Origin of the sequence: Enterovibrio gelatinilyticus (assembly GCF_028683095.1) — a bacterium.
GTDB classification, from domain to species: Bacteria; Pseudomonadota; Gammaproteobacteria; order Enterobacterales; family Vibrionaceae; genus Enterovibrio; species Enterovibrio gelatinilyticus.
The window spans coordinates 199,119-220,994 of record NZ_JAJUBC010000006.1 but is presented as its reverse complement, the minus strand read 5'-3'; the positions used below and the strand labels follow the sequence as shown (position 1 = coordinate 220,994).

General features: G+C 46.9%; 21 protein-coding genes. 11 read left to right on the top strand and 10 right to left on the bottom strand.

Features of this window, described 5'->3' with window-relative positions; genetic code table 11:
* Window positions 1–5: 5 nt before the first annotated feature.
* Both menC and menE read left to right on the top strand, forming a co-directional pair.
* Complete coding sequence (gene menC / locus LRP50_RS07695) at window positions 6–989, top strand: o-succinylbenzoate synthase (RefSeq protein ID WP_274163874.1); 984 nt, start codon at window positions 6–8, stop codon at window positions 987–989.
* Window positions 968–2,404 carry an o-succinylbenzoate--CoA ligase gene (menE, locus tag LRP50_RS07690; protein WP_274163873.1) on the top strand — a complete coding sequence of 479 codons (1,437 nt, stop codon included), beginning with the start codon at window positions 968–970 and terminating at the stop codon, window positions 2,402–2,404. Before menC ends, menE begins: the two co-directional genes overlap by 22 nt.
* Here menE and LRP50_RS07685 read toward each other — a convergent pair.
* From LRP50_RS07685 to LRP50_RS07675, 3 genes are all read right to left on the bottom strand, one after another.
* Window positions 2,397–4,262 carry an MFS transporter gene (locus tag LRP50_RS07685; RefSeq protein WP_274163872.1) on the bottom strand — a complete coding sequence of 622 codons (1,866 nt, stop codon included), beginning with the start codon at window positions 4,260–4,262 and terminating at the stop codon, window positions 2,397–2,399. The genes menE and LRP50_RS07685 overlap by 8 nt on opposite strands.
* 32 nt (window positions 4,263–4,294) lie before the next feature.
* Window positions 4,295–4,894, bottom strand: coding sequence for a TetR/AcrR family transcriptional regulator (locus tag LRP50_RS07680; protein ID WP_274163871.1), 600 nt, complete (start codon window positions 4,892–4,894; stop codon window positions 4,295–4,297).
* Between the two features lie 136 nt (window positions 4,895–5,030).
* Entirely contained in the window at window positions 5,031–5,426 is a 396-nt protein-coding gene (locus tag LRP50_RS07675) for an NINE protein (protein ID WP_274163870.1), read from the bottom strand.
* A gap of 268 nt (window positions 5,427–5,694) precedes the next feature.
* Here LRP50_RS07675 and LRP50_RS07670 point away from each other — a divergent pair, with 268 nt between their 5' ends.
* From LRP50_RS07670 to LRP50_RS07660, 3 genes are all read left to right on the top strand, one after another.
* Window positions 5,695–6,585, top strand: a complete 891-nt coding sequence (locus LRP50_RS07670) for a Tim44 domain-containing protein (RefSeq protein ID WP_274163869.1) — start codon at window positions 5,695–5,697, stop codon at window positions 6,583–6,585.
* Window positions 6,586–6,950: 365 nt separating this feature from the next.
* Window positions 6,951–8,138: an MFS transporter gene (locus LRP50_RS07665; RefSeq protein WP_337992901.1), complete on the top strand. Its 1,188-nt coding sequence runs from the start codon at window positions 6,951–6,953 to the stop codon at window positions 8,136–8,138.
* A 132-nt stretch (window positions 8,139–8,270) separates the two neighbouring features.
* A complete protein-coding gene (locus tag LRP50_RS07660; RefSeq protein ID WP_028024923.1) occupies window positions 8,271–8,513 on the top strand; it encodes a TIGR02647 family protein in 243 nt (80 codons plus the stop codon).
* Window positions 8,514–8,651: 138 nt separating this feature from the next.
* Here LRP50_RS07660 and LRP50_RS07655 read toward each other — a convergent pair whose 3' ends face one another.
* The 6 genes from LRP50_RS07655 to dinG all read right to left on the bottom strand — a co-directional run bounded on the left by LRP50_RS07655 (window position 8,652) and on the right by dinG (window position 15,076).
* Window positions 8,652–10,070, bottom strand: coding sequence for an alanine/glycine:cation symporter family protein (locus tag LRP50_RS07655; protein WP_274163868.1), 1,419 nt, complete (start codon window positions 10,068–10,070; stop codon window positions 8,652–8,654).
* Window positions 10,071–10,534: 464 nt separating this feature from the next.
* Complete coding sequence (gene rsmS / locus LRP50_RS07650; protein WP_274163867.1) at window positions 10,535–10,696, bottom strand: pleiotropic regulatory protein RsmS; 162 nt, start codon at window positions 10,694–10,696, stop codon at window positions 10,535–10,537.
* Window positions 10,697–10,701: 5 nt separating this feature from the next.
* A complete protein-coding gene (locus LRP50_RS07645) occupies window positions 10,702–11,616 on the bottom strand; it encodes a histone deacetylase family protein (protein ID WP_274163888.1) in 915 nt (304 codons plus the stop codon).
* A gap of 11 nt (window positions 11,617–11,627) precedes the next feature.
* Window positions 11,628–12,176 carry a primosomal replication protein gene (priC, locus tag LRP50_RS07640; RefSeq protein ID WP_274163866.1) on the bottom strand — a complete coding sequence of 183 codons (549 nt, stop codon included), beginning with the start codon at window positions 12,174–12,176 and terminating at the stop codon, window positions 11,628–11,630.
* A gap of 26 nt (window positions 12,177–12,202) precedes the next feature.
* Window positions 12,203–12,976, bottom strand: a complete 774-nt coding sequence (locus tag LRP50_RS07635; protein WP_274163865.1) for a sulfite exporter TauE/SafE family protein — start codon at window positions 12,974–12,976, stop codon at window positions 12,203–12,205.
* Window positions 12,977–13,000: 24 nt separating this feature from the next.
* Window positions 13,001–15,076: an ATP-dependent DNA helicase DinG gene (gene dinG / locus LRP50_RS07630; RefSeq protein WP_274163864.1), complete on the bottom strand. Its 2,076-nt coding sequence runs from the start codon at window positions 15,074–15,076 to the stop codon at window positions 13,001–13,003.
* Between the two features lie 517 nt (window positions 15,077–15,593).
* On the opposite strand from dinG, the gene LRP50_RS07625 reads away from it, so the two are divergent.
* The 3 genes from LRP50_RS07625 to LRP50_RS07615 all read left to right on the top strand — a co-directional run bounded on the left by LRP50_RS07625 (window position 15,594) and on the right by LRP50_RS07615 (window position 17,713).
* Window positions 15,594–16,598 carry a porin gene (locus LRP50_RS07625; protein ID WP_274163863.1) on the top strand — a complete coding sequence of 335 codons (1,005 nt, stop codon included), beginning with the start codon at window positions 15,594–15,596 and terminating at the stop codon, window positions 16,596–16,598.
* 67 nt (window positions 16,599–16,665) lie between these two features.
* The gene (locus LRP50_RS07620; RefSeq protein ID WP_274163862.1) at window positions 16,666–17,298 is read left to right on the top strand and encodes a YccT family protein; all 633 of its coding nucleotides are present in this window, start codon (window positions 16,666–16,668) and stop codon (window positions 17,296–17,298) included.
* Between the two features lie 22 nt (window positions 17,299–17,320).
* Window positions 17,321–17,713, top strand: coding sequence for a hypothetical protein (locus LRP50_RS07615; protein ID WP_274163861.1), 393 nt, complete (start codon window positions 17,321–17,323; stop codon window positions 17,711–17,713).
* Window positions 17,714–17,719: 6 nt separating this feature from the next.
* Here the strand turns inward: LRP50_RS07615 and LRP50_RS07610 are convergent, their stop codons facing one another.
* Complete coding sequence (locus LRP50_RS07610) at window positions 17,720–18,106, bottom strand: TraR/DksA family transcriptional regulator (protein WP_274163860.1); 387 nt, start codon at window positions 18,104–18,106, stop codon at window positions 17,720–17,722.
* Window positions 18,107–18,388: 282 nt separating this feature from the next.
* Here LRP50_RS07610 and LRP50_RS07605 point away from each other — a divergent pair, with 282 nt between their 5' ends.
* The 3 genes from LRP50_RS07605 to dnaX all read left to right on the top strand — a co-directional run bounded on the left by LRP50_RS07605 (window position 18,389) and on the right by dnaX (window position 21,859).
* Window positions 18,389–18,787 carry a YbaN family protein gene (locus LRP50_RS07605; RefSeq protein WP_274163859.1) on the top strand — a complete coding sequence of 133 codons (399 nt, stop codon included), beginning with the start codon at window positions 18,389–18,391 and terminating at the stop codon, window positions 18,785–18,787.
* A 135-nt stretch (window positions 18,788–18,922) separates the two neighbouring features.
* On the top strand, window positions 18,923–19,468 hold the full coding sequence (apt, locus tag LRP50_RS07600) for an adenine phosphoribosyltransferase (RefSeq protein WP_274163858.1): 546 nt from the start codon (window positions 18,923–18,925) through the stop codon (window positions 19,466–19,468).
* A gap of 105 nt (window positions 19,469–19,573) precedes the next feature.
* Complete coding sequence (gene dnaX / locus LRP50_RS07595) at window positions 19,574–21,859, top strand: DNA polymerase III subunit gamma/tau (RefSeq protein ID WP_274163857.1); 2,286 nt, start codon at window positions 19,574–19,576, stop codon at window positions 21,857–21,859.
* Window positions 21,860–21,876: the final 17 nt, after the last annotated feature.

Genomic DNA, 21,876 nt, shown 5'->3' with positions numbered 1-21,876 from the left:
AGGCAATGAGACGCGCGACGGTTTATCGCTATGCTTTGCCAATGGACAGTGGTGTGATATTGCGTCACACCCGTCTTGCCACTCGTGATGGGTTTATTGTCGAGTTGCATCAAGATGGAAAGCAAGGGCGTGGTGAAATCGCGCCTTTACCCGAGTTCAGCCAAGAAACCGCGGATGATGCTGCTGCACAAATTGAGCACGTACTGTCAGATTGGCTTGATGACAAGTTGATCGATTGGGATGCGCTGTGTCCATCGGTTGCTTTTGGTATCACTATGGCTTTGGCTGAACTGAACGGCGAACTTCCAGCACAAGGCAATTTTCTTGCCGCACCGTTGTGTTGCGGTGATCCCGATGAGTTGGTGCAAAAACTGGCTGAGATGCCGGGCGAGAAAGTGGCCAAGATCAAAGTTGGGATGTATGAAGCGATTCGTGACGGCATGGTCGTGAATATGTTTCTTGAGGCAATCCCTGATCTTAAGCTACGCCTTGATGCCAACCGCCAGTGGACGCCAACTAAAGCTCGCCAGTTCGCCAACTATGTGAGCCCTGCATTTCGCTCTCGTATCGTTTTTTTGGAAGAACCTTGCCAAACACCTGCAGAGAGTTTGCTGTTTGCACATGATACTGGCATTGCGATAGCGTGGGATGAAACCGTGCGTGATGATGACTTCGCGCTGAGTGCACAAAATGGCTTAAGTGCGGTGGTGATTAAACCTATGCTGGTGGGCAGTGTGCAAAAGGTTCAAGATCTTGTCGCACAAGCACACGCATTGGGGATGGATGCGGTCATAAGTTCCAGCCTTGAATCAAGCTTTGGGCTTAATCAATTAGCACGTCTTGCTCAATGGCTAACGCCGGGTACTCTGCCAGGTTTAGACACGGTGGATTTATTTGGTGCGCAACTTGAAATACCGTGGCCTCACTGTTCTTTGCCGCTGGTATCGTTGACTGACTGCGAAGTGACATGGCACCACTCAAACCAATAAGTTTTTCACAATGGCCGTGGCATCACTGGATGGATGTGCATCCGGATGAGACGGCGATTCGTTGTGACCGCCAAAACATTAGTTGGCAACAGCTGTGCAGCGACATTGATGGCGTTGAGTTCGATCCTACTCTGTCAAACTCGTCCCTCGTTGCCATTCTCAGTGAAAACCATTACGACACTTTGGTGCAGATGCTAGCGGCGTGGCAACAGGGTTTTGCAACTTTGATGCTAAACCCTGCGTTTTCAGCGTCTGCGCGTTGTGAAATCTTCGAACGTGTTGGTATCGAGGGGTTTATTGACCCATCAAGTGATTTATTAAACGATGCACGAAATGATTCATTGAACCAGCCAGCGTTTTCTACTTGTTTTCGGCAACCCTCATTACCTTCCACTTCCAGAGCCACCGGCTATGATCCCCAGCGTTGTTTGACATTAACGTTAACCTCTGGCTCCAGCGGTTCGCCCAAAGCCGTGACGCACTCTGCCGACAATCACTTGGCTAGTGCGACGGGGCTATTCTCACTCATGCCTTTTGAATCCACCGATTGCTGGTTGTTATCCCTGCCTTTGTTTCACATTTCCGGCCTTGCGATTGTGTGGCGTTGGCTGGCAAAAGGCGCGACGTTAAAAGTTGCTGATACTTCGGGTGACAATCTGATTAACGCGCTGAACGGAGCAACTCACGCCTCGTTAGTGCCGACACAATTGACGCGTTTGGTAGAAGCCGCAAAGCCAACGAGTTTGCATTCGGTCTTGTTGGGTGGCGCGGTGATCCCTCAAGCTTTAGTCGATCGTGCTGAGCAACAAGGTATTGGTTGCTGGTGTGGGTACGGTATGACAGAAATGGCTTCCACCATTACCGCCAAACGCGCTAACGGCGCATTCTCTGTCGGCGCAACCTTGCCATTTCGACAATTGATGCTGTCGGATCAAGACGAAGTGTGGGTGAAAGGGGAAACGCTATCGGCAGGGTACATGGTTGATCGTGCGCTAGTGCCATTGGCTCAAGATTGGTTTCAGACCAAGGATAAGGGCTCATGGGCATCAGAACGCAACGATCTGATGATCATTGGTCGTCTCGATAACATGTTTATCTGCGGGGGAGAAAACGTGCAACCAGAAACGGTAGAGCGTTTATTAGGTCGCTTTGAAGGCATATCGCAACTGTTTATCGTGCCATTGGCGGATACAAGGTGGGGCTACATACCGGTCGCACTTGTTGAGGGTGATACTGATACTGAGGCATTTTTGACATGGTCAAAGACGCGGGTGCCAGCCTATCAATGTCCAAAGGCTGTATTTCCGCTACCCAGCCATTTGCTGTCAGGGGGGATCAAAATCTCTCGTCAGGCACTTTCGGAATGGCTGCATGAACAGATCCATTCACTCCGCAATACCTCAGAATCTAACTGACCTCTCCACGTAACGCTTTTACTGCATTAAACAATCGTTCTGATGAGGCTTCATTCGGTAAGACAGGCGAACCAGCTTCAATGATGACATTGGAGCGACAGCACCTAGGTAGCTTCAGTAAAGCGCGTCCGCCTTCTCGGCTAAAGTAGCTTCCCCATAAGCCTTTTAACGCAATGGGGATAACCGGGACGGGCGTTTGCTTGAGGATCAAGTCAATACCACGCTTGAACGGGATCATTTCTCCGTCCGAGGTCAGTTGCCCTTCTGGGAAAATACACACCAATTCCCCTTCTTCCAGCTGTTCTTTGATTTGATTAAGCGCACTGCGGATCGAGCCACTGCTGAGTTTGATAGGGATTACACGACTGGCTTTGAAAAAATAGTGCAGCACGGGAAGGTGGTAATAGTCTTCGTCCATGACAAAACGAATAGGACGAGGGCAGGCGCCCGCAAGTAGCAAGGCATCCACGTAGCTTACGTGATTACTCACCAACAACGCTCCGCCTTTTTCAGGAATGTGCTGCAAATTTTGATGCTTCACGCGATAAACACTATGACTGAGTAGCCAAACGATAAAGCGCAGCGCGAAAACGGGCACTTGTTTACCGACATATAACGCCACAACGAGATTCATGACGGATAGCGTCAAAAAGAAAGCGGGAATACTCAGTTCAGCAACACCAAGCAACACAATGGCGAGTATGGCACTGACGACCATGAATAAGGCGTTGTAGATATTGTTCGCGGCGATAACTTGTGAGCGCTCACTTTCCGCTGAGCGACTTTGCATCATGGCGTAGAGTGGCACAATGAAGATACCACCAAATATGCCAATGAATAGCAGGTCGACAAATACCCACCAAAGCGAGGGTTCGGATATGAATTCGACAAACGAGTGAGTGGTGGGCGCGATGTGTGGCGTTGAGAGCATGAGGTGAGCGCCAAATATCGTCAAGCCTAACGCTCCAATCGGAACGATACCCGGTTCAATACGATGACATGACAGCTTGTCGCACAGGAGCGAGCCAAGGGCGATGCCAATAGAAAACAGAGTCAACAAAAAAGAGACTGAGGCTTCATTGCCTCCTAAGTAGATCTTGGCGTAATTGGGAAACTGTGTGAGGTAACTTGCACCCAAAAACCAAAACCAACTGATCCCAAGAATGGATTGCAGTACGACTTTGTCTTTGTGGGCAATCGCTAACGTGGTTTTCATTTGACGGATAGGAGAAAATTTCACCTTTAGCGAAGGGTTGCCTGCACTGGCTTCAGGAATATAGCGCGCACTAAGGTAACCGAGGACAGCAAAAAGCACCACCGAGGCCGCTGCGAGCAGTTTAGCGTCGTGTTGGTTAGCAATAACCCCAGCAACGATGGTGCCGAGCAGAATAGCTAAGAAGGTGCCTGTTTCGACCAGTGCGTTACCCGAAATCAGTTCGTTCGGTTTCAATGTTTGTGGGAGCAATGCGTATTTGACGGGGCCAAAAAACGCCGATTGCGTGCCCATTAAAAACAGTAAAAAAAGCAGCAACATGTAGCTTTCGTAGATAAACGCGATCGCCGCCACGCTCATAATGACGATTTCGACTAGCTTAACGACGCGGATAAATTGGGACTTTTCGTACTTATCGGCGAGCTCACCAGCAAACGCGGAAAAGAGAAAAAAAGGAAGGATGAACAAACCCGCGGCGAGGTTGATAAAGAGGTTGGTACTCATACCCAAGGCGCTAGGGGCGGCAAAAGCAACCAGAATTAGCAGGACATTCTTGTAGACGTTGTCATTAAATGCACCGAGTGCTTGCGTGACAAAGTAGGGCAGAAAGCGTTTTTGAGCTAACAGGGCTGATTGCTTCGACATGGAATCTTCTTAAACGGAACCGTTTGAAATAATTAGGCTTCAACCCAGCTAGAGAGATATCCCGTAAGTAGGTTTTCTATCAATTTACCACCGTCGACATGAGCGTCAGTAAAAAGCTTGTCATCCACACTCAAAAGGGTAATACCATGGACGCCAGCCCAAAGTACACGACTGGCTTCGACAACTTTTTCATCACTTTTGTTAGGTGAAAGTTGGCGAAGCAGCGCTTCTAGCAAGCCCGTCATGTTTTGAATTCTGTCGCTATGCCATTCCGGCATTTTGTCGCCTTGCATCGTGTGTTCAAACACGAGTTGCCAACGGTTAGGGTTGGCAGCGGCGAAATCTAGATACAGGTGCGCCAGTGAAAAGAGCGCCTCTTTGGGTGAAGTTGCGTGAGCCAGCTTGTCTTGGGCTTGTTGATGAAGATCATCCAAGGTGCGTGCGACAATATGAAGAAGCAGTATGTTGTAACTGCCAAAGACGTTCACCAAGGTGCTTGGGACGTAGCCGATCATGCCGGCAATTTTTCGAAGGCTGAGAGATTGGTAAGGAGCGGATGCGAGATATTCTTCAACACAACGAAGTGTTAACTCTACCAATTCTTCGCGACTGTGGTCGTTTCTGCGGGCCATTACATCGTGCTGCAAAATAGTGAACAATGTTCGATATTCTAGGAGTGCCTTAATTAAAGGGCAAGTAATGTGCCTCTCAGTTTGAAGATATATACTTAAGCAACTTGAAGATGCTTGCTGAGAGGCATAGGGAATATTAAGAGAAACGTTTGGCGTTTTTGATAGACACTTGGTCGTTTAGTGTCCAAAAGTCATAAATCAATCCGATCAGGAAAAATCCACCCGTAAACAGGTAAAGAATACCGGTAAGCCATTTCCCCATGTACATGCGGTGAACACCGAATAAACCAAGAAATGTGAGCAAAATCCAAGCGACGGAATAGTCATACTGCCCAGTGTTAAAGCGAAGGTCGGCTTCGCGATCCATCGATGGGATCAGGAATAAGTCGATGAGCCACCCAATGCCGAATAGACCCAAGGTAAACAACCAAATGGTGCCCGTCACAGGCTTTCCGTAATAAAAACGGTGTGCACCAAGGAAACCAAAAATCCAAAGTATGTAACCGATAACTTTGCTATGCGTGTCGTTCATAAAACCTCCCCTTGAACAGTTAAGCGGCGAGAGTGTAAATCAACTGTCGCGCAAAGTGACTGATATAAATCGTATTCAGCCACATTTTTTTTCGAAGTCGCTAAAAGAAGAATACTCACTCGCAAAAAATGGGCTGTCTGTGCGGAAAAAGATAAACGATTAGTAACATTTTCCGGGAGGACATGGATTGACTTTATTTGCGATCAGCTTAGCATGAACTTATGTTACGCTTTGTGCGTAGTCTTGAAACTGAACGTAAAGGTTTGCAATGAAACGTTTTTTTGGATTGTTCGCGCTGATGTTTGTGATGGTGGTTTCTGCCCCGCACGCTGAAGCGAAAAAATTTGGTGGCGGGAAATCTTTCGGCAAGAGCTTTAAGACAGCGCCTGCGCCTAAATCTCAACCAACCAACACAAATTCTATCAACAAGCAAAATGACCCGTCTGCTGCGGCGAAATCGTCGTCTAAAAAAGGCATGCTGGGTGGCTTGATGGGCGGCTTATTAGCGGGTGGTCTGATTGCTGCGATGTTTGGTGGTGCATTTGATGGTTTCCAGATGATGGACTTCCTGATCATCGCTGTGATTGCATTTGTGCTGTTTAAGATCTTCAAGAGCATGATGGCTGCGAAAAGTGGCGCAATGAACCAGCCCAATCGTCAGGCTTATGCGGGTAACAGTTCGCAAAAAAGCGATGGCTACTACCATGAGCAACCGCAGTTCCGTGAGTCGACAGCAACGTCTTCTACCGGTGGTGGTTTTGGTGCCGTTAACAATGATGTTCCGTTTAACTTCCCACCTAACTTCGACATGGCAGGTTTCGTAAACGGTTCTCGTGAGCACTATCGTATTCTGCAAGGTGCATGGAATCATAACCAACTTGAAACGATTCAAGAGTATGTGACGCCTGAGCTTTACAATGACTTGTCTGAAGAGCGCCGTAAGCTTGAAGGCGAGCAGCACACTGAAGTGATGTATGTGGACGCAGAGATTGTTCGTGCGGACTACGACAACCAACGCGCCCAACTGAGCCTGCAGTTCAGTGGTCGCTACCGTGATGGTCATGAAGGTGTTGAAGAAGATATCACTGACATCTGGCACTTGGAGCGTGACATGACGCAAGCCAATGCGCCTTGGTTGATTGTTGGAATTCAAGCCTAAGGTTTGTCGCCCATGAGTAGATAAATGTCTGCTCGTGAAAGGCCGCAAAGACCTGTAGACATGAAAAGCAGCTGTTTGTCAGCTGCTTTTTTATTACTCGTAGTCTGTTTCTGTCAGCCTACACATTGGCGTCTTGGCGTCGCGTTCAATCCGCCCTGACTGCTATTTTCACTCAGCCCCCCAGATAGACACAGCTCGTCATCATGCTATTCCACAATATCCCGAGATGTTCTCACCATAAACACGGGAAGTATGCGTGCTGGGAGACATCAATGTTGTTGATGTTTGACGTTAAATATTCTCGTTCGCATATTTGTTGTGACACGGTTAGAGTGTCAAGAAACGCATTCTTGTGGAGTAATAGCGTGAACGCACTGCGAACTCGAACCCATCTTCTGATTGCCATGGCTTTTATCATGGCAATGACCTTTTCTGTTTGGAATGTTCTTCTCAATAATTTTGTCATTGAGAAAGCGGCTTTCACGGGCAAAGAAATTGGTATTTTGCAAAGCCTTCGAGAAGTGCCCGGCTTTCTCGCATTTACGGCGATATATTTGCTGCTTTGGTTTCGCGAGCAGACCTTTGCGATCCTATTTTTGGCTGTAATGTGTGTAGGCGTGGCAGTAACGGGATGGTTTCCTAGCGAGTGGGGGCTTTATCTCACTACCGTGGTGATGTCGATAGGGTTCCACTACTTTGAAACCGTCAACCAGTCATTAACCTTACAATGGGTTGATAAGGATAAAAGTGCGCATTTCATGGGGCAAGTGTTGGCATGGAAAGGTGCGGCTAGCCTGATTGCCTATGGCACCGTCTGGCTGATGATGGAATGGCTCGGGGCAGACTATAACCTTGTCTATATGTTGTTTGGCTTCTTTGGTCTTTGTGCGGTGCTGTTTCTATGGTTCTTTTTCCCGTCTTTTGAATCTCCGCATGTGCAAACGCGCAAACTGATTTTGCGTCAGCGTTACTGGTTGTACTACAGCCTGACGTTTCTCAGTGGTGCAAGACGACAAATCTTCATCGTGTTCGCTGGCTTTATGATGGTTGAGAAGTTTGGCTATTCTGTGGGTGAAGTCAGTTTACTGTTCATTATTAACTACCTCTTCAATATGCTATTTGCCACTAAAATCGGTTCATGGATAGGACGAGTCGGAGAGCGTAGAGCGTTGACGGTGGAGTACATTGGCTTGGCGATTGTGTTTACCAGTTATGCCTTTGTAGAGAACGCTCAAATGGCAGGTGCGCTTTATGTCATTGACCATTTGTTCTTCGCGATGGCGATTGCAATAAAAACGTATTTCCAGAAGATAGCGGACCCACAAGACATTGCTTCTACGGCTGGTGTGAGTTTTACCATCAACCATATTGCGGCGGTTGTGATCCCTGCGGCGCTAGGTTTGGTGTGGTTGTATTCACCGACAGCTGTTTTCTTGGTGGGGACAGGACTGGCGATATGTTCTTTGATTTTGTCTCGCTTTATACCAACGACACCAGATGCGGGTAACGAAGTACGATTTTTCAGCGCGAAGCACGCTCAAGATGTGGCATAAATCAAAATTCTGGCGATTTACCGATATTTGAATACATTGATCGACCAGTTCTTGATCTCGGCACAGATTACTGTCCGTTTGAAGGTCTATATTGACTCAACTGATTGATTGTAAATGATTGCGGGAGGCCTTATGCCATTTACCTCTGAAATGCTTGAAGAAATGAATGTTCTGGTGAAGTTTACGCTTTCAACAGATATGGCTGGAATCAAGGTCCACAGCGATGCCGATCCTATTCTTGTTGCTGCGACTGAGCGACTTTATGAGAAGAAGTTGGTGACAGCAAAAGATGGTGGGTACTTGACGTCTATCGGGCGCGATGCTGTTGAGCATGCGAAAGAAGCGTTGCGCATTCTAAGGTCTGAGCCTCAGTAAGCGCTTCTGATTACGGTTTCTAATGACTTAGCGTCGAAACCATTTTTCTGAACATATAAATACCACATAAATATCAAAGGGAGCCCGAAGGCTCCCTTTTTCGTAAGTCACAAATCCTGTGAGACTAAACGTTGGGTATTACCAAACGTCTTTGTCGATCTCTTTATCGAGTTTCGGGAATTGAGTACGGTCGAAAGTCGGAGTTTTACCGGCTTTACGTTGTGCCTCGTAGTCTTTCAACAGGGCAAATGCCACACCCGATAGGCCTAAGATGGCCACCAAGTTGATGATTGCCATCATACCCATGGACAAGTCGGCAAAGGCCCATACCGTTGGTAGGTCAACAACAGCACCCACCACAACCATTGCAAGTACCGCAACGCGATAGATATTTATCGCCAGTTTGCTTTTGAAGATGTACTCGATGTTTGATTCGCCATAAGAGTAGTTGGCAATCAAAGAGGTAAAGGCAAATAGCAGAATGGCAATGGCAATGAAGCCTGCGCCCCAAGGGCCTACTTCGGTGACCAGCGCCGCTTGCGTTAGCGCGATTCCTGTCACACCACTTTCAGTGTCTAACATGCCTGATAGCAAGATAATAGACGCTGTCGCGGTACAGATGACGATCGTGTCAATAAACACGCCCAGCATTTGCACATAGCCTTGTGCTGCCGGGTGGTTTGGACGCGTAGATGCAGTTGCAGCAGCATTTGGCGCAGAACCCATACCGGCTTCGTTCGAGAACAAACCGCGTTTAATACCTTGCATCATTGCAGCACCAATGGCACCGCCAGCCGCTTGCTCAAAGCCCAGCGCACTTTTGACGATGGTTGCAAAGATTTCAGGCAGAACGCCGATATTAATCGCAATCACGTAAACGGCAACAATCAGGTAGCCGATTGCCATGAATGGCACAACCAGTTCTGCAACGCGTGCGACTGAGCGCATACCGCCAAAGATAATAGGCGCCACACCAACAGCAAGGATAATACCGACCCAAGTGTTATCAGTGCCAAACGCAGTGTTCATAGCAGCGGCAATAGAATTTGATTGAACACCGTTAAATGCTAAGCCAAACGCCACGATCAAGCATATTGCAAATGCAATACCTAACCAACGTTGACCTAAGCCTTTCTCGATATAATAAGCGGGACCGCCGCGGAAGGTGTTGTCATCGTGATTCACTTTGTACGCTTGCGCCAAAGTAGATTCGATGAAGCTGGTGGACATGCCGACAAGCGCTGTCACCCACATCCAAAATACTGCACCAGGACCACCAAGGTAGATAGCGACGGCAACGCCTGCCATATTACCCGTGCCTACGCGTGCAGCAAGGCTTGTACTAAATGCTTGGAATGAAGATATACCACCATTAGCGCCTTGGCGGCTGTCTTTGATGAGGGAGAACATGTGCCCAAATGAGCGGAATTGAATGAAACCAGTGCGAAGCGTGAAGTAGATACCTGCACCGATCAATAGGTAAATCAGTACGCTTCCCCATAGTAAGCCATTCCCGGCATCAACAAAGGAAACGAATCGTTCTTTTAGTTCCATCATAACAAACTCTACTGTCGTCAAAAATAAATAGGCAGCGGAGTGATAAGGAGGTGACAAGGGTTTTGAAACATCCTTTCCAGCTCGCTACCCCGAGTGCATAAACGTCACTCTGGCGACGCTTCCTTGCAGAGATTCTTGGTCCGTAGCGGTGCGCGTCTGTTGCGCTATCTCCAAATCCTTTTGAGCATATCCCTACGGCCAGCTTAACTAATGAGCTAAAGCGCAATAGATACAAAGCGGCAGGATAATACTTCACATTCGGTGATTGAGCATCAGAAAATTTCAATATTTGGTCACTATTCAACCAAATGAGGAGGTTTTGTGGTTAAAAAGCAACACAAATGATAACACTGATTAACATGGGGAGGTTGGTGTGACTTTTATATCATTCTTGTGCGCTGTCAGCGACGTGTTGCTAACAGCAGCTGTGTATGAGTGAAGGCAATCCGGGGGAGGGTAGAACGCTAGTTGTTTTGATCTTGTGCTTTCTTCTCGAAATCAGCCCTAACGATATCTAGTGCCTTCAATACGGTTTCTGGAGCGACCTTATTGCTTTCAAGCAAATAGATAAGATCGACGGCGAGTTTGATGTCGTCAGGGGCTTGCTCTAATCCAGTTTTGCTCATCTCTATTATGTTCCGCTAAGTGGGTAGTATGTCTGTAAGGCTGAAAGCACTAGCTCAGCATGAAGCGGAACGAGCGTCTCTTGGTCGGTACGATACCCCCCTCCAATCACTGCGGCAACGGGAATTTGATGGTCTTGGCATGCAGAGAATACCGCTTGGTCTCGCTGACCAATGCCAGATTGGCAGACTGATAGATAACCCAGTTCATCATCCACGTGAATATCTACCCCAGCATCATAGATCACCATGTCAGGTTGGTGTTGGGCGAGAGCGATAGTCAGACAGGGCAAAAACTCGCGCAGGTAACTGTCACTGTCTGTGCCAATAGGTAAGGGTAAGTCGATATCCGATTCAGGCTTACGAGAGGGAAAATTCTTATCACAATGTACAGACAAGGTGATGATGTCAGATCTGTTTTTTGCTAGCGCTGCTGTCCCATCGCCTTGATGGACATCGCAATCCACAATCATGACTTTTTCAATATGCGGATATGACAAGGCGTGATTTGCGGCAAGAATCAAATCGTTGAATAGGCAAAAGCCGCTACCAAAATCATAATGGGCATGGTGATAGCCTCCCGTAAGATGAATAGCGACACCGTGTTCAATGGCTTTATCCACGGTTAGTGTCGTCCCTCCAAGGGAAGTCAGTGATCGATGTATTAAGTTTTTGCTCCAAGGAAATCCGATACGACGCATTTTCACCAGTGGAAGCTCACCCGACATCAGTGCATTGACATAGTCAGGGTCATGAATAGATTTTAACGTGTCACTGTTCAACAACGTAGGTTCGAACGTTTCAACTGGCCAGCGCTCACTATCAATGTGAGTTTTGAGCAATTGGTACTTTTGAAGCGGGTAACGGTGCCCGTCTGGTAGCGGAAAATTGGAATAAATCGGATGATAAATAACAGGTAACATCATATAGGTAGCTACCCTTTCTTTTCTCTAAAAGTAATACGCGCTTCGATTTTCTTTTTCGATTCACGGCAACGCGCTAATCGGCTTTCTGCCACTAACAAACTTTTTTGCGCGTGCTGTTGCTGCGCAATGGTCTGACTATGTGCCATGTTGGATTCGGCATCGCGAACCATATCGGCAAGGCGTCGTTCCCACTCTTGATGTTGAGCAAGCTCTTGATATAGCTGGCCCGTTGATGTGCCAAATTTTGGGGCAAAGCTCCTTTCTTTTTGACGAATGGATACGGTGGCAATCTCTCGTTGCAGCGCACTGACTTGGTTTACTAGGCGCTCACAAAGATGTTCGGCGCGCATGGCAGAGAGTTTGCCGCTCGATTGCTCTCGCTCCAAGGTGTCGACCACACTTTTAGATTCGGCAACGCATGGGGTAAGCAAGCGAGCAAGGCAGTTAAACAATCGCTCATCGAAAAGCGGCTTGATGCCTTCTCCTCGGCGTCTATCAATCTCTGCAGCTTGTAATCCTAACGCGTGGAGTTGTTCTTTTATTGGGGATAAATCCATGACAATTCTCAATCGAAAATGGCAGACTAAAACCACGCATCAATAGCGAGTTTTACTGACAGTATCACGACAACGGTGATGAACACAGGGCGAATAAAAGCGCTACCAAAACGGATGGCGGAGTGTGCGCCAATGTAGGCGCCAGCCATTAGGCACACGCCCATGGTTAAGCCAATAGCCCAATTCACATGTCCCAAAATAATAAATGTAACAAGAGAGGTGATGTTGCTGGTGAAATTCATGGCTTTTGCCAAACCGGATGACAGCAGCATATTCATCTTGTACATCGACATTGATGAGACCACCCAAAATGCCCCGGTTCCTGGCCCTACCACGCCATCATAAAAACCTAGTGATAATCCTTGTCCCCACTGTTTGGTGTTGAGTTTAGGGTCATCTTTTGGCAGTCGATGATTTTCCACTTTTGATGGAGGGCGACAGATTGTATAAATAGCAATGATAAGGATGATCAGAGGCAGTCCTTTTTCAAGCCATACCGTACTGATGACGTCTACCAATAAGGTACCGAGAACGGCGCCAATCAATGTTGCAAAGAACGCGTGTCGCCAAAATGAGGGAGAAAAAAGTTTTTTTCGATAGTACGTAACGGCGGCTGTTGATGAGGCGAATGTTGCAGCGAGCTTGTTGGTACCCAAAGCAATGTGTGGTGGTAAGCCAATAGAAAGCAATGCAGGAACGGTTAACATACCGCCTCCGCCAGCCACTGCGTCAATAAAGCCCGCGGCAAATGCCACCATGGCCAGAATGGCGATGGTGGAAGGTTCAAGAATTTCAAGCATGAAAGTTGGGCTCAATAAGGGTGGTTAATATTCAATGACACGTTTGAATGGCGGTAAAGCATCAAGCAGTGATTTACCGTAGCGACGGTTAACAACGCGTCGATCTAGCAAGACGACACGACCAGAATCACTCTCTTTGCGTAGCAATCTACCTGCTGATTGTATTAGTTTTTTACTCGCTTCAGGAACAGAAATTTGCAAAAACGGATTCCCGCCTTTTCTTTCTATATATTCAGCATGTGCCTCTTCCACTGGAGATGTCGGTACTGCAAAGGGAATTTTGGTGATAATCAAATTTGTGAGCTGGTCACCGGGTAAATCCAAACCTTCGGAAAAGCTCCCTGTTCCAAAGAGAATGCTGACTTTGCCGTCCTTACAACAGCGTCTATGTGCATCAAGGGTGACAGTGCGAGAGGCTTCTCCTTGTATATGGAGGTGCCAACCATTCTTTTTGATTTGGGCTCGCATTTTCTCGGCCACTTGGTTCATCTGCCAATAGGAAGAGAAAAGGACAAGACTGGCGGTTTGCCCCTCTAAGTATTCCAATAAGACACTAGGCAGCATATCTGTAAACCCGTCTTGTTGGGGTTCAAACGGCAATGATGGAACAACTAATCGTGCGTTTTCTTGGTAATCAAATGGAGAGGGAAGAGCCAAAAAGCGCGTACCATCGTTCTCATCGAGTCCCACTTGACGACAAAAATAGCTAAATGAATTGAGTGCTCGGAGTGTGGCTGACATAAGCCCAACCCCAGCCGCTCGTGACCAAAGCAATTGATCAAGACGCCAGCCGATTTCCAGCGGGGAAACATGTACCACCAAATCGTTTTCGCGTTCGGGACATTGTTGTATCCACCGCGCTAGCGGTGCACCCTTGTCTGAATTTGGCTGCGCCATTAAGGTCCATACTTTTTCGAGATTTTCCATTCGCTGAAGGAAGAAAGCGGACTCTGCTAGCAAGGGGTCGGCGATGCGTGAACTGATCTCCCCATCTTTTAAACGCTCTGAGACTAAATCGTGAAGCTTTGCTTGGGATTGATGGGCTTTTTTTACGGCTTTTTGTAGCTCTTTCGCTTCGGTGATGAGGCTTTCTGGTAGTTCTCCATCTTCAAATCGATAGATACCATCTTTGCTTAAGGGAAGCGATTTCAGCATTTCGCGTACAGAGCGCAAGCCAGGTATGAGAACTTGAATACCTGACTGAAGCGCATCAAGAAAACGGCTACTGCGTTTGATGTCGCCTGCATTCGCAAGTTTAGACGCGGATTGATTGAGTTTCTCCAACCAAGACGCCGCGCCAATCAAACTGGCGGAGGCGGCAGAAAAATCACGAGCAACAATAGGAAGGTGATGTGCCTCATCTATCATGTACAGCGCTTGTTCGGGCTCGGGGAGTATTACGCCACCGCCGAGTTCGAGGTCTGCCATGAGTAGGCTGTGGTTGGCCACCACAACATCGGCTTTGTCGAGAAACTCTCGGGCTTTCGCAAAAGGGCAGCCTCGGTGTGCGCTGAGCCCTGAATGACAGGTGTGTTTATCTGAGACAATGCTCATCCAAACGGTGTCGGGAATGGCTTTGGGCCAGTTGTCTCTATCGCCATCCCATTTTCCGCGAGAATAGGCTTTGTACATATCGTTGATTAAATCGATATCAGACTTTTTAGGTTTTTTTTCAAAAAGTGCTTGTTGCCCAAAGCCCTCTGCACTTGCTGCTCCCGCCAGTTTCTCACCACAACAATAGCGTTGACGGCCTTTAGCCAGAACAAAACTAAACTCTTTCGGAACAATACGTCTAAACAACGGCAAGTCTTTTTCGACTAACTGCTCCTGCAACGCGACAGTCGCGGTTGAGATCACCACTTTTTTATTATTGTTTAATGCAAAAGGTATGGCCCCCATTAGGTAAGCCATTGACTTTCCGATCCCCGTCCCAGCTTCTGCAACCATGATTCTGCGTTTTGGGTTGTACTCGCCCGCAAGGGTTTTTGCCAACTCAGCTACGAGATAATTTTGCGCCTTCCTTGGAATAAAATTCTGCAACTGAGCTTTCAAATTCTCGTAGCTGCAACGGATGTCTTTTTTAACTGATGGACTAAGCATGGAGGACACATAAAGGTAACGGGAACCGCATTATATCACGGTCGGAGAATGTGAATGAGTTCAAGTATTCGATGATTAGTTTTTTGTTTTGAGATTTAGATCACGAATATGAGTTGAACTAATATTAGCTATCACTATGAAAAACATAGTTAATGCCATTCACTGCATGAATGAGGTGTTGGCGATATATTATCCTGTAATTTAGATTATATTTGCTATATTTCAGTTTAAAATACTGATTGAGTAATGCGATCAAGTTTGCAGAAATTTTACATTTCCATTTAATTACCGTGATGTCACTCGAGGGTGTTTGCCTATATATCTGTATTTAAATGCTTTTTTGTTTTTTTGATATTGTTTTTTGTGGATTTGACAGATTTTAGATTTCTCTGCACTCTAAGTTTCGAAGTTAAAGCGTATTTGTTGCAGGGTTTTTGTGACGCTGTGACAAGTACAAATATAAAAGGGATCCTGGAACAGGAATTCCATTCTAATAAAGAAAAGGCAGTGGATTAACATGAAAAAGACAATTCTAGCTATGGCAGTTCCAGCTCTTCTGGTTGCAGGCGCAGCAAACGCAAGTGTAAACCTGTACGATGCAGACGGTGTTGTTGTAGATATGTCAGGTGCAGCAGAGATTCAATTCTACAAAGGCTACAATAAGTCTAACGATGCGTACCTGCGCATTGACGATGCTGACCTAATTTTTACTACTACTATTGCAGTAACTGATAGCCTCGACGCTGTTGCTGGTATGGGCTTCAAATATGAAGGCGATACAAATGACACTGGCGGCGTAGAGAGCGATGAGCTTTACGTTGGTCTTGGTGGTGATTTCGGTACATTGACGTTTGGTCGTCAATTGCTGATCTCTGACGATGCTGGCAACCAAAAAGATTACGAGCTTGGTACTGAGCAAATCGATTTTGTTAAAACAAGCGGCGCGCAAGTAATCAAGTACGTTTACGACAACGGCATGTTCTATGCGGGCGCGAACGTTGATTTGGACAACGATATCAGCGAAGGCACAGACGGTCGTTCGATTGTTGGTGGTCGTGTTGGTGTTCGTTTTGACGCTCTAGATGCTCGTGTATACCTGTACGATGGTGAGAATCTAAGTGGCAAAATTAATGGCACTGCATACACTCTAGACACGTCTGGCTTCAACGCAGAATTGGACTACGCAATCAGCGATGCTTTCGATGTTGCAGTGAGCTACGGTCAAGTTGAATACAAAGTTGTTAGCAGCTCTCTGAAATCTGATGTTGATGTATTTGGTATTTCTGGTGGCTACCAGTTGGATGAAGCGACTTCATTTGCTGTTGGTTATGACATCATTGATGCAGATGGTAAAGGTGGCGTTGCTGACGCGAAAAGCGACAGCTTGTATGCAAACGTTACTTACAAACTGCACAGCAATGCAAAAGTATATGCTGAAGTGGGTGTTACCGATGAAGAAGTTGGTGGTGCTGACGTAGATACTGACACTGGTTACGTGTTGGGTATGGAAGTTAAATTCTAAGAATTCCTTAGAAGAAAAAATATTGAAGCCGCCTTTTTGGCGGCTTTTTCTGTCGGGAGAGTTTTAAATGAAATTGCTGTTCATCGGGCTACTTGCATTATCTGGTGTTGTTAATGCCGCTGAAATTACTGCAAAAAATGGCGTTGAGTTTCTGGTTGTTGATGGTAAGGACGTCAAGAAAATTTCAAGTGATGCCGATAAGAGGTTGGAGTTATCTCCGGGTCGTCACCAGCTTGTTGCTCGATATGACGATGAAGTGAAACGTGGTTCTAAAAACGTCATATTCACGTCGAAGCCCTATGTTTTTGATTTAGACGTGACCAATGAGAACGTAGTGTTGAACGTCCCAAAGTTTAGATTTGAAAGCCAGGCTATAGCTTTTTTCAGGAATCCTGAGTGGGTGCTTGAGAATGTATCTACGGGCAAGACAACTTTCATTTCAAGCACCTTAATGACAGGGAGTGGCTTCGGTGCTTTTAACAATATGGAGCAAGTCGTTGCCGATTATAATCGCCAAAATGGGATCATCATTGAAGGCGGTGAAGCAAAAGATTTAGAAGAGGTTTTGGTTAGCGTTGATAAGAAAGGCAACGTTGATATCAAGGGTGATACAGTTACACAGCTAAAACTTTGGTATACAAAAGCAACCAACGAAGAGAAGAAAGCATTCAAGCGTTGGATGATAGAACAGGACTTTTAATTTTAATATCAAGGATGGTTGTATGAAGCATTGGGCTGTATTGGTTCTTCCTCTCGTATTGGGTGGGTGTCAAAACTCACTGGTAAATAGTTTGCCAGCGTCTGATTATCAGGGAAAAGTTTCTGATGGGCTAAACCAACAACTGTTAGCTTTGAATGATGCCCCAATGCAGTCTTCTCGAGGTGCAACGACGCACTTTATTTATGAAGAAGATAAGGCTTTGCTTACCATTGTAGAAAAACTTCGTAGTAATCGTTGGTATTGGAACATGAACAAAAGTGATGTTGCAGACGATATTAAACTTTATACCTGCGAACAATTTGGTGATGCTATTGACGAAGGGTTGGGCGTACGTACTTGGTTCGTCAATGGCTTTGTTACCGATGTCATTTCTAAAGGTGACTGTAATGAGTAGAAGCCTCTAAAAAGAGGCTCTTACATGGTGGTAGTGATTGTGATTACGACACTCTTCGCAACGCAGTTCAGCAGGATCTTTCTGCAAATCTTCTAAAGCAATGCCCTCTTCGCAGTCTGCACAGAGCCCATAGAGACCTGTGTGGATTGCACAAAGTGCCGCATCAATTTTCTCAAGGCGTAAGCCATCTTCATGCAGAGAGTCACTTTCTCTTCTGCATAGTTTAATCAGATGTGCGGTAGGCACATTTGATACATCTAATCCGGTTAGTGTTATTAACGCATCTTCCAATCTGCTACGAACGGTTTCTTTCTCATTTATGAGCTTTTTTTGTAGCTGTGCTACGATTTCTATATCAAGCATGGTGATGTCTCGGTGTGCGTTATCAGCCAAGTAGTGTAGCTAATCACGATGTTCATGCTCTGATATATATCAAGACAACGCCGATAAACCCTGATGTTTGTCGGTATTTAGCGCGGTAGTAAACGGGTATATTGTCAGGCCACTCAATACATTTTGAAGTTGAAAGGATGCAAACGATGGATGAGAACTATAAAGACCCGTTTAACGCCGTATATTTTCTGGGAATGGTTGCTGTGCTGTTGATTCCAACATTACCAGCGACCCTGACCTGGATTGGCATGCTGAGCAGATAATCTGCAAGCAGGGGGAAGCGTGCAACTCTCTTTAAAACGATTTCTACTGATTGTTATTGGATGGATATCTGTGGTTTTAGGGGTATTGGGTATCTTCCTCCCGTTACTGCCAACAACGCCTTTTATGTTGTTAGCAAGTGCTTGCTTCATGCGTGGTTCACCTCGGATCGCTGCGTGGCTTCATCAACACCCGACGTTTGGGCCCATCATTTGTAATTGGAATGAGCACCGCGCGATTGATCGTAAAATTAAGCGACGTGCTAATGTTTTCATCGTATTGAGCTTCACCCTTTCTGTCGCAGTCGTTCCTGAACTTTGGCATAAATGCATGTTGATTGTGATGGCCTGCGTGCTTTTAACGTGGTTTAACCGTTTGCGTGAAATCGAACCTGTTGCCCACGTCCCCGAAAATACATAACATGGCGGTTTCGTCCCCGTTGTCTGGCGGAGCGTCATGGCATATTGCAATGCACTCAAGCTCTGGACTTATGTAATGGGACATACACGACTTCCTGATTATTCTGGAAGCCACTTATCGTGGTGAGCAGTTATTATGAGCCAAGACAAAATCGCATTTATCAAAGACAGCATCAAAAGCATTCCTGATTATCCTAAGCCAGGCATTATTTTCCGAGACATCACCAGCTTGATGGAAAATGCAGAAGCCTATCAAACAACGATTGCACTGTTGGTTGAAAAGTATCGTGATCAAGGTTTCACAAAAATTGTCGGTACAGAGGCTCGTGGCTTCTTGTTTGGTGCGCCTCTTGCACTTGAATTAGGCGTAGGTTTTGTGCCTGTTCGTAAGCCGGGCAAACTTCCTCGCGAAGTGATCAGTGAAAGCTATGAGTTGGAATACGGTGTAGATACCTTAGAAATTCATGTCGATGCGATTCAATCGGGTGACAAAGTGCTAATGGTTGACGACTTGTTGGCAACGGGCGGTACCATTGAAGCGACGACGAAACTTATCCGTCGCTTAGGTGGTGAAGTGGCTCATGCTGCATTCATTATTAACCTGCCAGAGATTGGCGGAGAAGCGCGTCTTGAAGCGCTAGGTTTGGATGTTTACAGCTTGTGCGAGTTTGACGGTCACTAATTGCCCGATTGAACCTGTATTGAGAGAAGAGCGTGATCGTCAGGATCGCGCTCTTTTTGTGTCTGTGCTAGGATTGCGGAAGATTATCGCCAGAATTTACAACGCATGAGTTATCAGGTATTAGCCCGAAAATGGCGTCCGCATCAGTTTCGTGATGTGGTCGGCCAATCACACGTTCTGACTGCGTTGGCTAACGCGTTAGATCATAATCGATTGCACCACGCTTACTTGTTTAGCGGTACGCGAGGTGTGGGTAAAACAACGATTGCCCGCATCTTTGCAAAGGGACTGAACTGTGAGCAGGGTGTAACTTCTACCCCGTGTGGTGTTTGTTCGACGTGTCAGGAAATTGATCAAGGACGCTTTGTCGATCTCATGGAGATTGATGCTGCGTCACGCACCAAGGTCGAAGATACACGCGACTTACTTGATAACGTTCAATACAAGCCTGCCCGTGGACGCTACAAAGTCTATTTGATAGACGAAGTGCACATGCTGTCTCGACACAGTTTCAATGCGTTGCTAAAAACGCTGGAAGAGCCGCCTGAGTACGTTAAATTCCTGCTCGCAACGACCGATCCTCAAAAGCTTCCCGTGACCATTCTGTCTCGTTGTCTTCAGTTTCATCTGAAGCACCTTGACGGAACTCAGATCAAAGATCAGCTAACACATGTGTTAGAGCAAGAAGCAGTGCCTGCCGAGCCACGAGCGCTGTCGCTGATTGCACGTGCAGCCGAAGGCAGTATGCGTGATGCGCTGTCTCTTACCGATCAGGCAATTGCACTCGGCAATGGGTCAGTGATCGAACAGCAAGTCACCGAAATGCTTGGAACGCTGAGCACGGATCAAGCGCTTCTTTTGTTGGAGGCACTTGCTGAAGGCAATGCTGATCATGTGATGCAGTGTTTGACGCATCTAGCAGAAGTGGGTGTTGAGTGGGACGGGTTGCTAAAAGAAATCGCGTCACAGCTTCATCGTGTTGCAATGGCACAAGCGTTGCCAGAATCTGTTGATGCATCATCACCGGATGCCGAGCGCGTGTTGCTCTTGGCGCAAACGCTGTCTCCGCAAGATGTTCAATTGTTCTACCAAATCACATTGCAAGGCCGTCAGGATTTGCCGTACGCACCGGATGGGCGTGCAGGTTTAGAGATGGTGCTGCTTCGATTACTGGCGTTTCGACCAGTCACTTCGTCACAGTTTGAGCCTTCGACGATAGCCGTGCCAGCGACAGAACCGACAATCCAAGGTTCTGTTTCGCCGTCTGCTCCTGCTTCCGCTGCACATAATCCAGCGCAAGACCGATTGGCATCATTAAAAGCGCAAGTCGCATCGAGCAGAACGCCACAGCCTGCACCTGCACAGCCGCCGTTGGCACCTGTGCCTCAAACCGCGCCAACAAATATCGTTGAACCTCTGGAGGCTAAAGCGCCCGTGCAAACAGGGGCAACGCAACATCAAACGGTATCGCAACCACAAGTGCCGCAGTATCAAGAAGACCCGCAACTGTCATCGCACTTAGCGGCGATGGAGCAAGATGCTCAGCGAGAATATGACCTAGATGTCTATCACCCTCAGGGGCAAGACTCTGCAGGTATGTCGTCTCAACAGTCCCAGCCGCAGAGCAATGCCTCTCAAACACCGGCATCATCGAATTCTGCGACACAAGGCGGTTCGTCAGCGGGGAATTTGTTGGCCGCTCGAAACATGCTAAGAAGTCGTGTTCGTCAGCAAGAGGGCCAATCGCCAAAAAAGGGTAAATCGGTATCGGCTGGCAGCGATTCGCTGTCAGTGATGGAAAGGATCGCGGCAAAACATAAACCCGCCGATCCAACAAAGTTCCAGGCTGCGTCGATGCCGACAACTGATCTGAATGTGGGTGATGATGCGTATCGTTGGAAGCCGACCAAGCTTACGCCTGTGGCCGAAAAAGTCGTTATCACTCCAGAAAAGATCAAACGAGCACTGGCACATGAACGCACGCCGGAAATGCGCGAAAAGCTGGAAAAAGAATCGATAGAGCAAGATACTTGGAGTCAAATCGCTAATGCGCTTGATGTTCCTCGTCTTGTGAAGCAAATGGCACTCAATGCGTCGATGGAACAAGAGGGTCAACAGATCCATCTTTCATTGCGCGCTGAGCAAGAGCATTTGAACACTGAAAAATCACACTCGGTGCTTTGCGAAGCATTGAGTGAGCAGCTTGGGTATACCGTCACTCTTTCTGTTGAAGTGGGAGTGAAAGGAACGACGCCATTGGAATGGCGAGACAAGCTGTATACAGAGAAATTGACTCAGGCGAGTCAGAATTTGACTGAGGATCCAAATGTTCTCTTTATTTGCCAACGTTTTTCGGCAGAGATTGATGAAGAAAGCATTCGACCAATATAACCCCCTAAGAGGCCGTT

Excerpts from the sequence above, each read along its gene's own strand:
- menC (WP_274163874.1), top strand. The coding sequence starts at position 6 with ATGAGACGCGCGACGGTTTATCGCTATGCTTTGCCAATGGACAGTGGT.
- menE (WP_274163873.1), top strand. The coding sequence starts at position 968 with ATGGCACCACTCAAACCAATAAGTTTTTCACAATGGCCGTGGCATCAC.
- LRP50_RS07685 (WP_274163872.1), bottom strand. The coding sequence starts at position 4,262 with ATGTCGAAGCAATCAGCCCTGTTAGCTCAAAAACGCTTTCTGCCCTAC.
- LRP50_RS07680 (WP_274163871.1), bottom strand. The coding sequence starts at position 4,894 with ATGGCCCGCAGAAACGACCACAGTCGCGAAGAATTGGTAGAGTTAACA.
- LRP50_RS07675 (WP_274163870.1), bottom strand. The coding sequence starts at position 5,426 with ATGAACGACACGCATAGCAAAGTTATCGGTTACATACTTTGGATTTTT.
- LRP50_RS07670 (WP_274163869.1), top strand. The coding sequence starts at position 5,695 with ATGAAACGTTTTTTTGGATTGTTCGCGCTGATGTTTGTGATGGTGGTT.
- LRP50_RS07660 (WP_028024923.1), top strand. The coding sequence starts at position 8,271 with ATGCCATTTACCTCTGAAATGCTTGAAGAAATGAATGTTCTGGTGAAG.
- LRP50_RS07655 (WP_274163868.1), bottom strand. The coding sequence starts at position 10,070 with ATGATGGAACTAAAAGAACGATTCGTTTCCTTTGTTGATGCCGGGAAT.
- rsmS (WP_274163867.1), bottom strand. The coding sequence starts at position 10,696 with ATGAGCAAAACTGGATTAGAGCAAGCCCCTGACGACATCAAACTCGCC.
- LRP50_RS07645 (WP_274163888.1), bottom strand. The coding sequence starts at position 11,616 with ATGTTACCTGTTATTTATCATCCGATTTATTCCAATTTTCCGCTACCA.
- priC (WP_274163866.1), bottom strand. The coding sequence starts at position 12,176 with ATGGATTTATCCCCAATAAAAGAACAACTCCACGCGTTAGGATTACAA.
- LRP50_RS07635 (WP_274163865.1), bottom strand. The coding sequence starts at position 12,976 with ATGCTTGAAATTCTTGAACCTTCCACCATCGCCATTCTGGCCATGGTG.
- dinG (WP_274163864.1), bottom strand. The coding sequence starts at position 15,076 with ATGCTTAGTCCATCAGTTAAAAAAGACATCCGTTGCAGCTACGAGAAT.
- LRP50_RS07625 (WP_274163863.1), top strand. The coding sequence starts at position 15,594 with ATGAAAAAGACAATTCTAGCTATGGCAGTTCCAGCTCTTCTGGTTGCA.
- LRP50_RS07620 (WP_274163862.1), top strand. The coding sequence starts at position 16,666 with ATGAAATTGCTGTTCATCGGGCTACTTGCATTATCTGGTGTTGTTAAT.
- LRP50_RS07615 (WP_274163861.1), top strand. The coding sequence starts at position 17,321 with ATGAAGCATTGGGCTGTATTGGTTCTTCCTCTCGTATTGGGTGGGTGT.
- apt (WP_274163858.1), top strand. The coding sequence starts at position 18,923 with ATGAGCCAAGACAAAATCGCATTTATCAAAGACAGCATCAAAAGCATT.
- dnaX (WP_274163857.1), top strand. The coding sequence starts at position 19,574 with ATGAGTTATCAGGTATTAGCCCGAAAATGGCGTCCGCATCAGTTTCGT.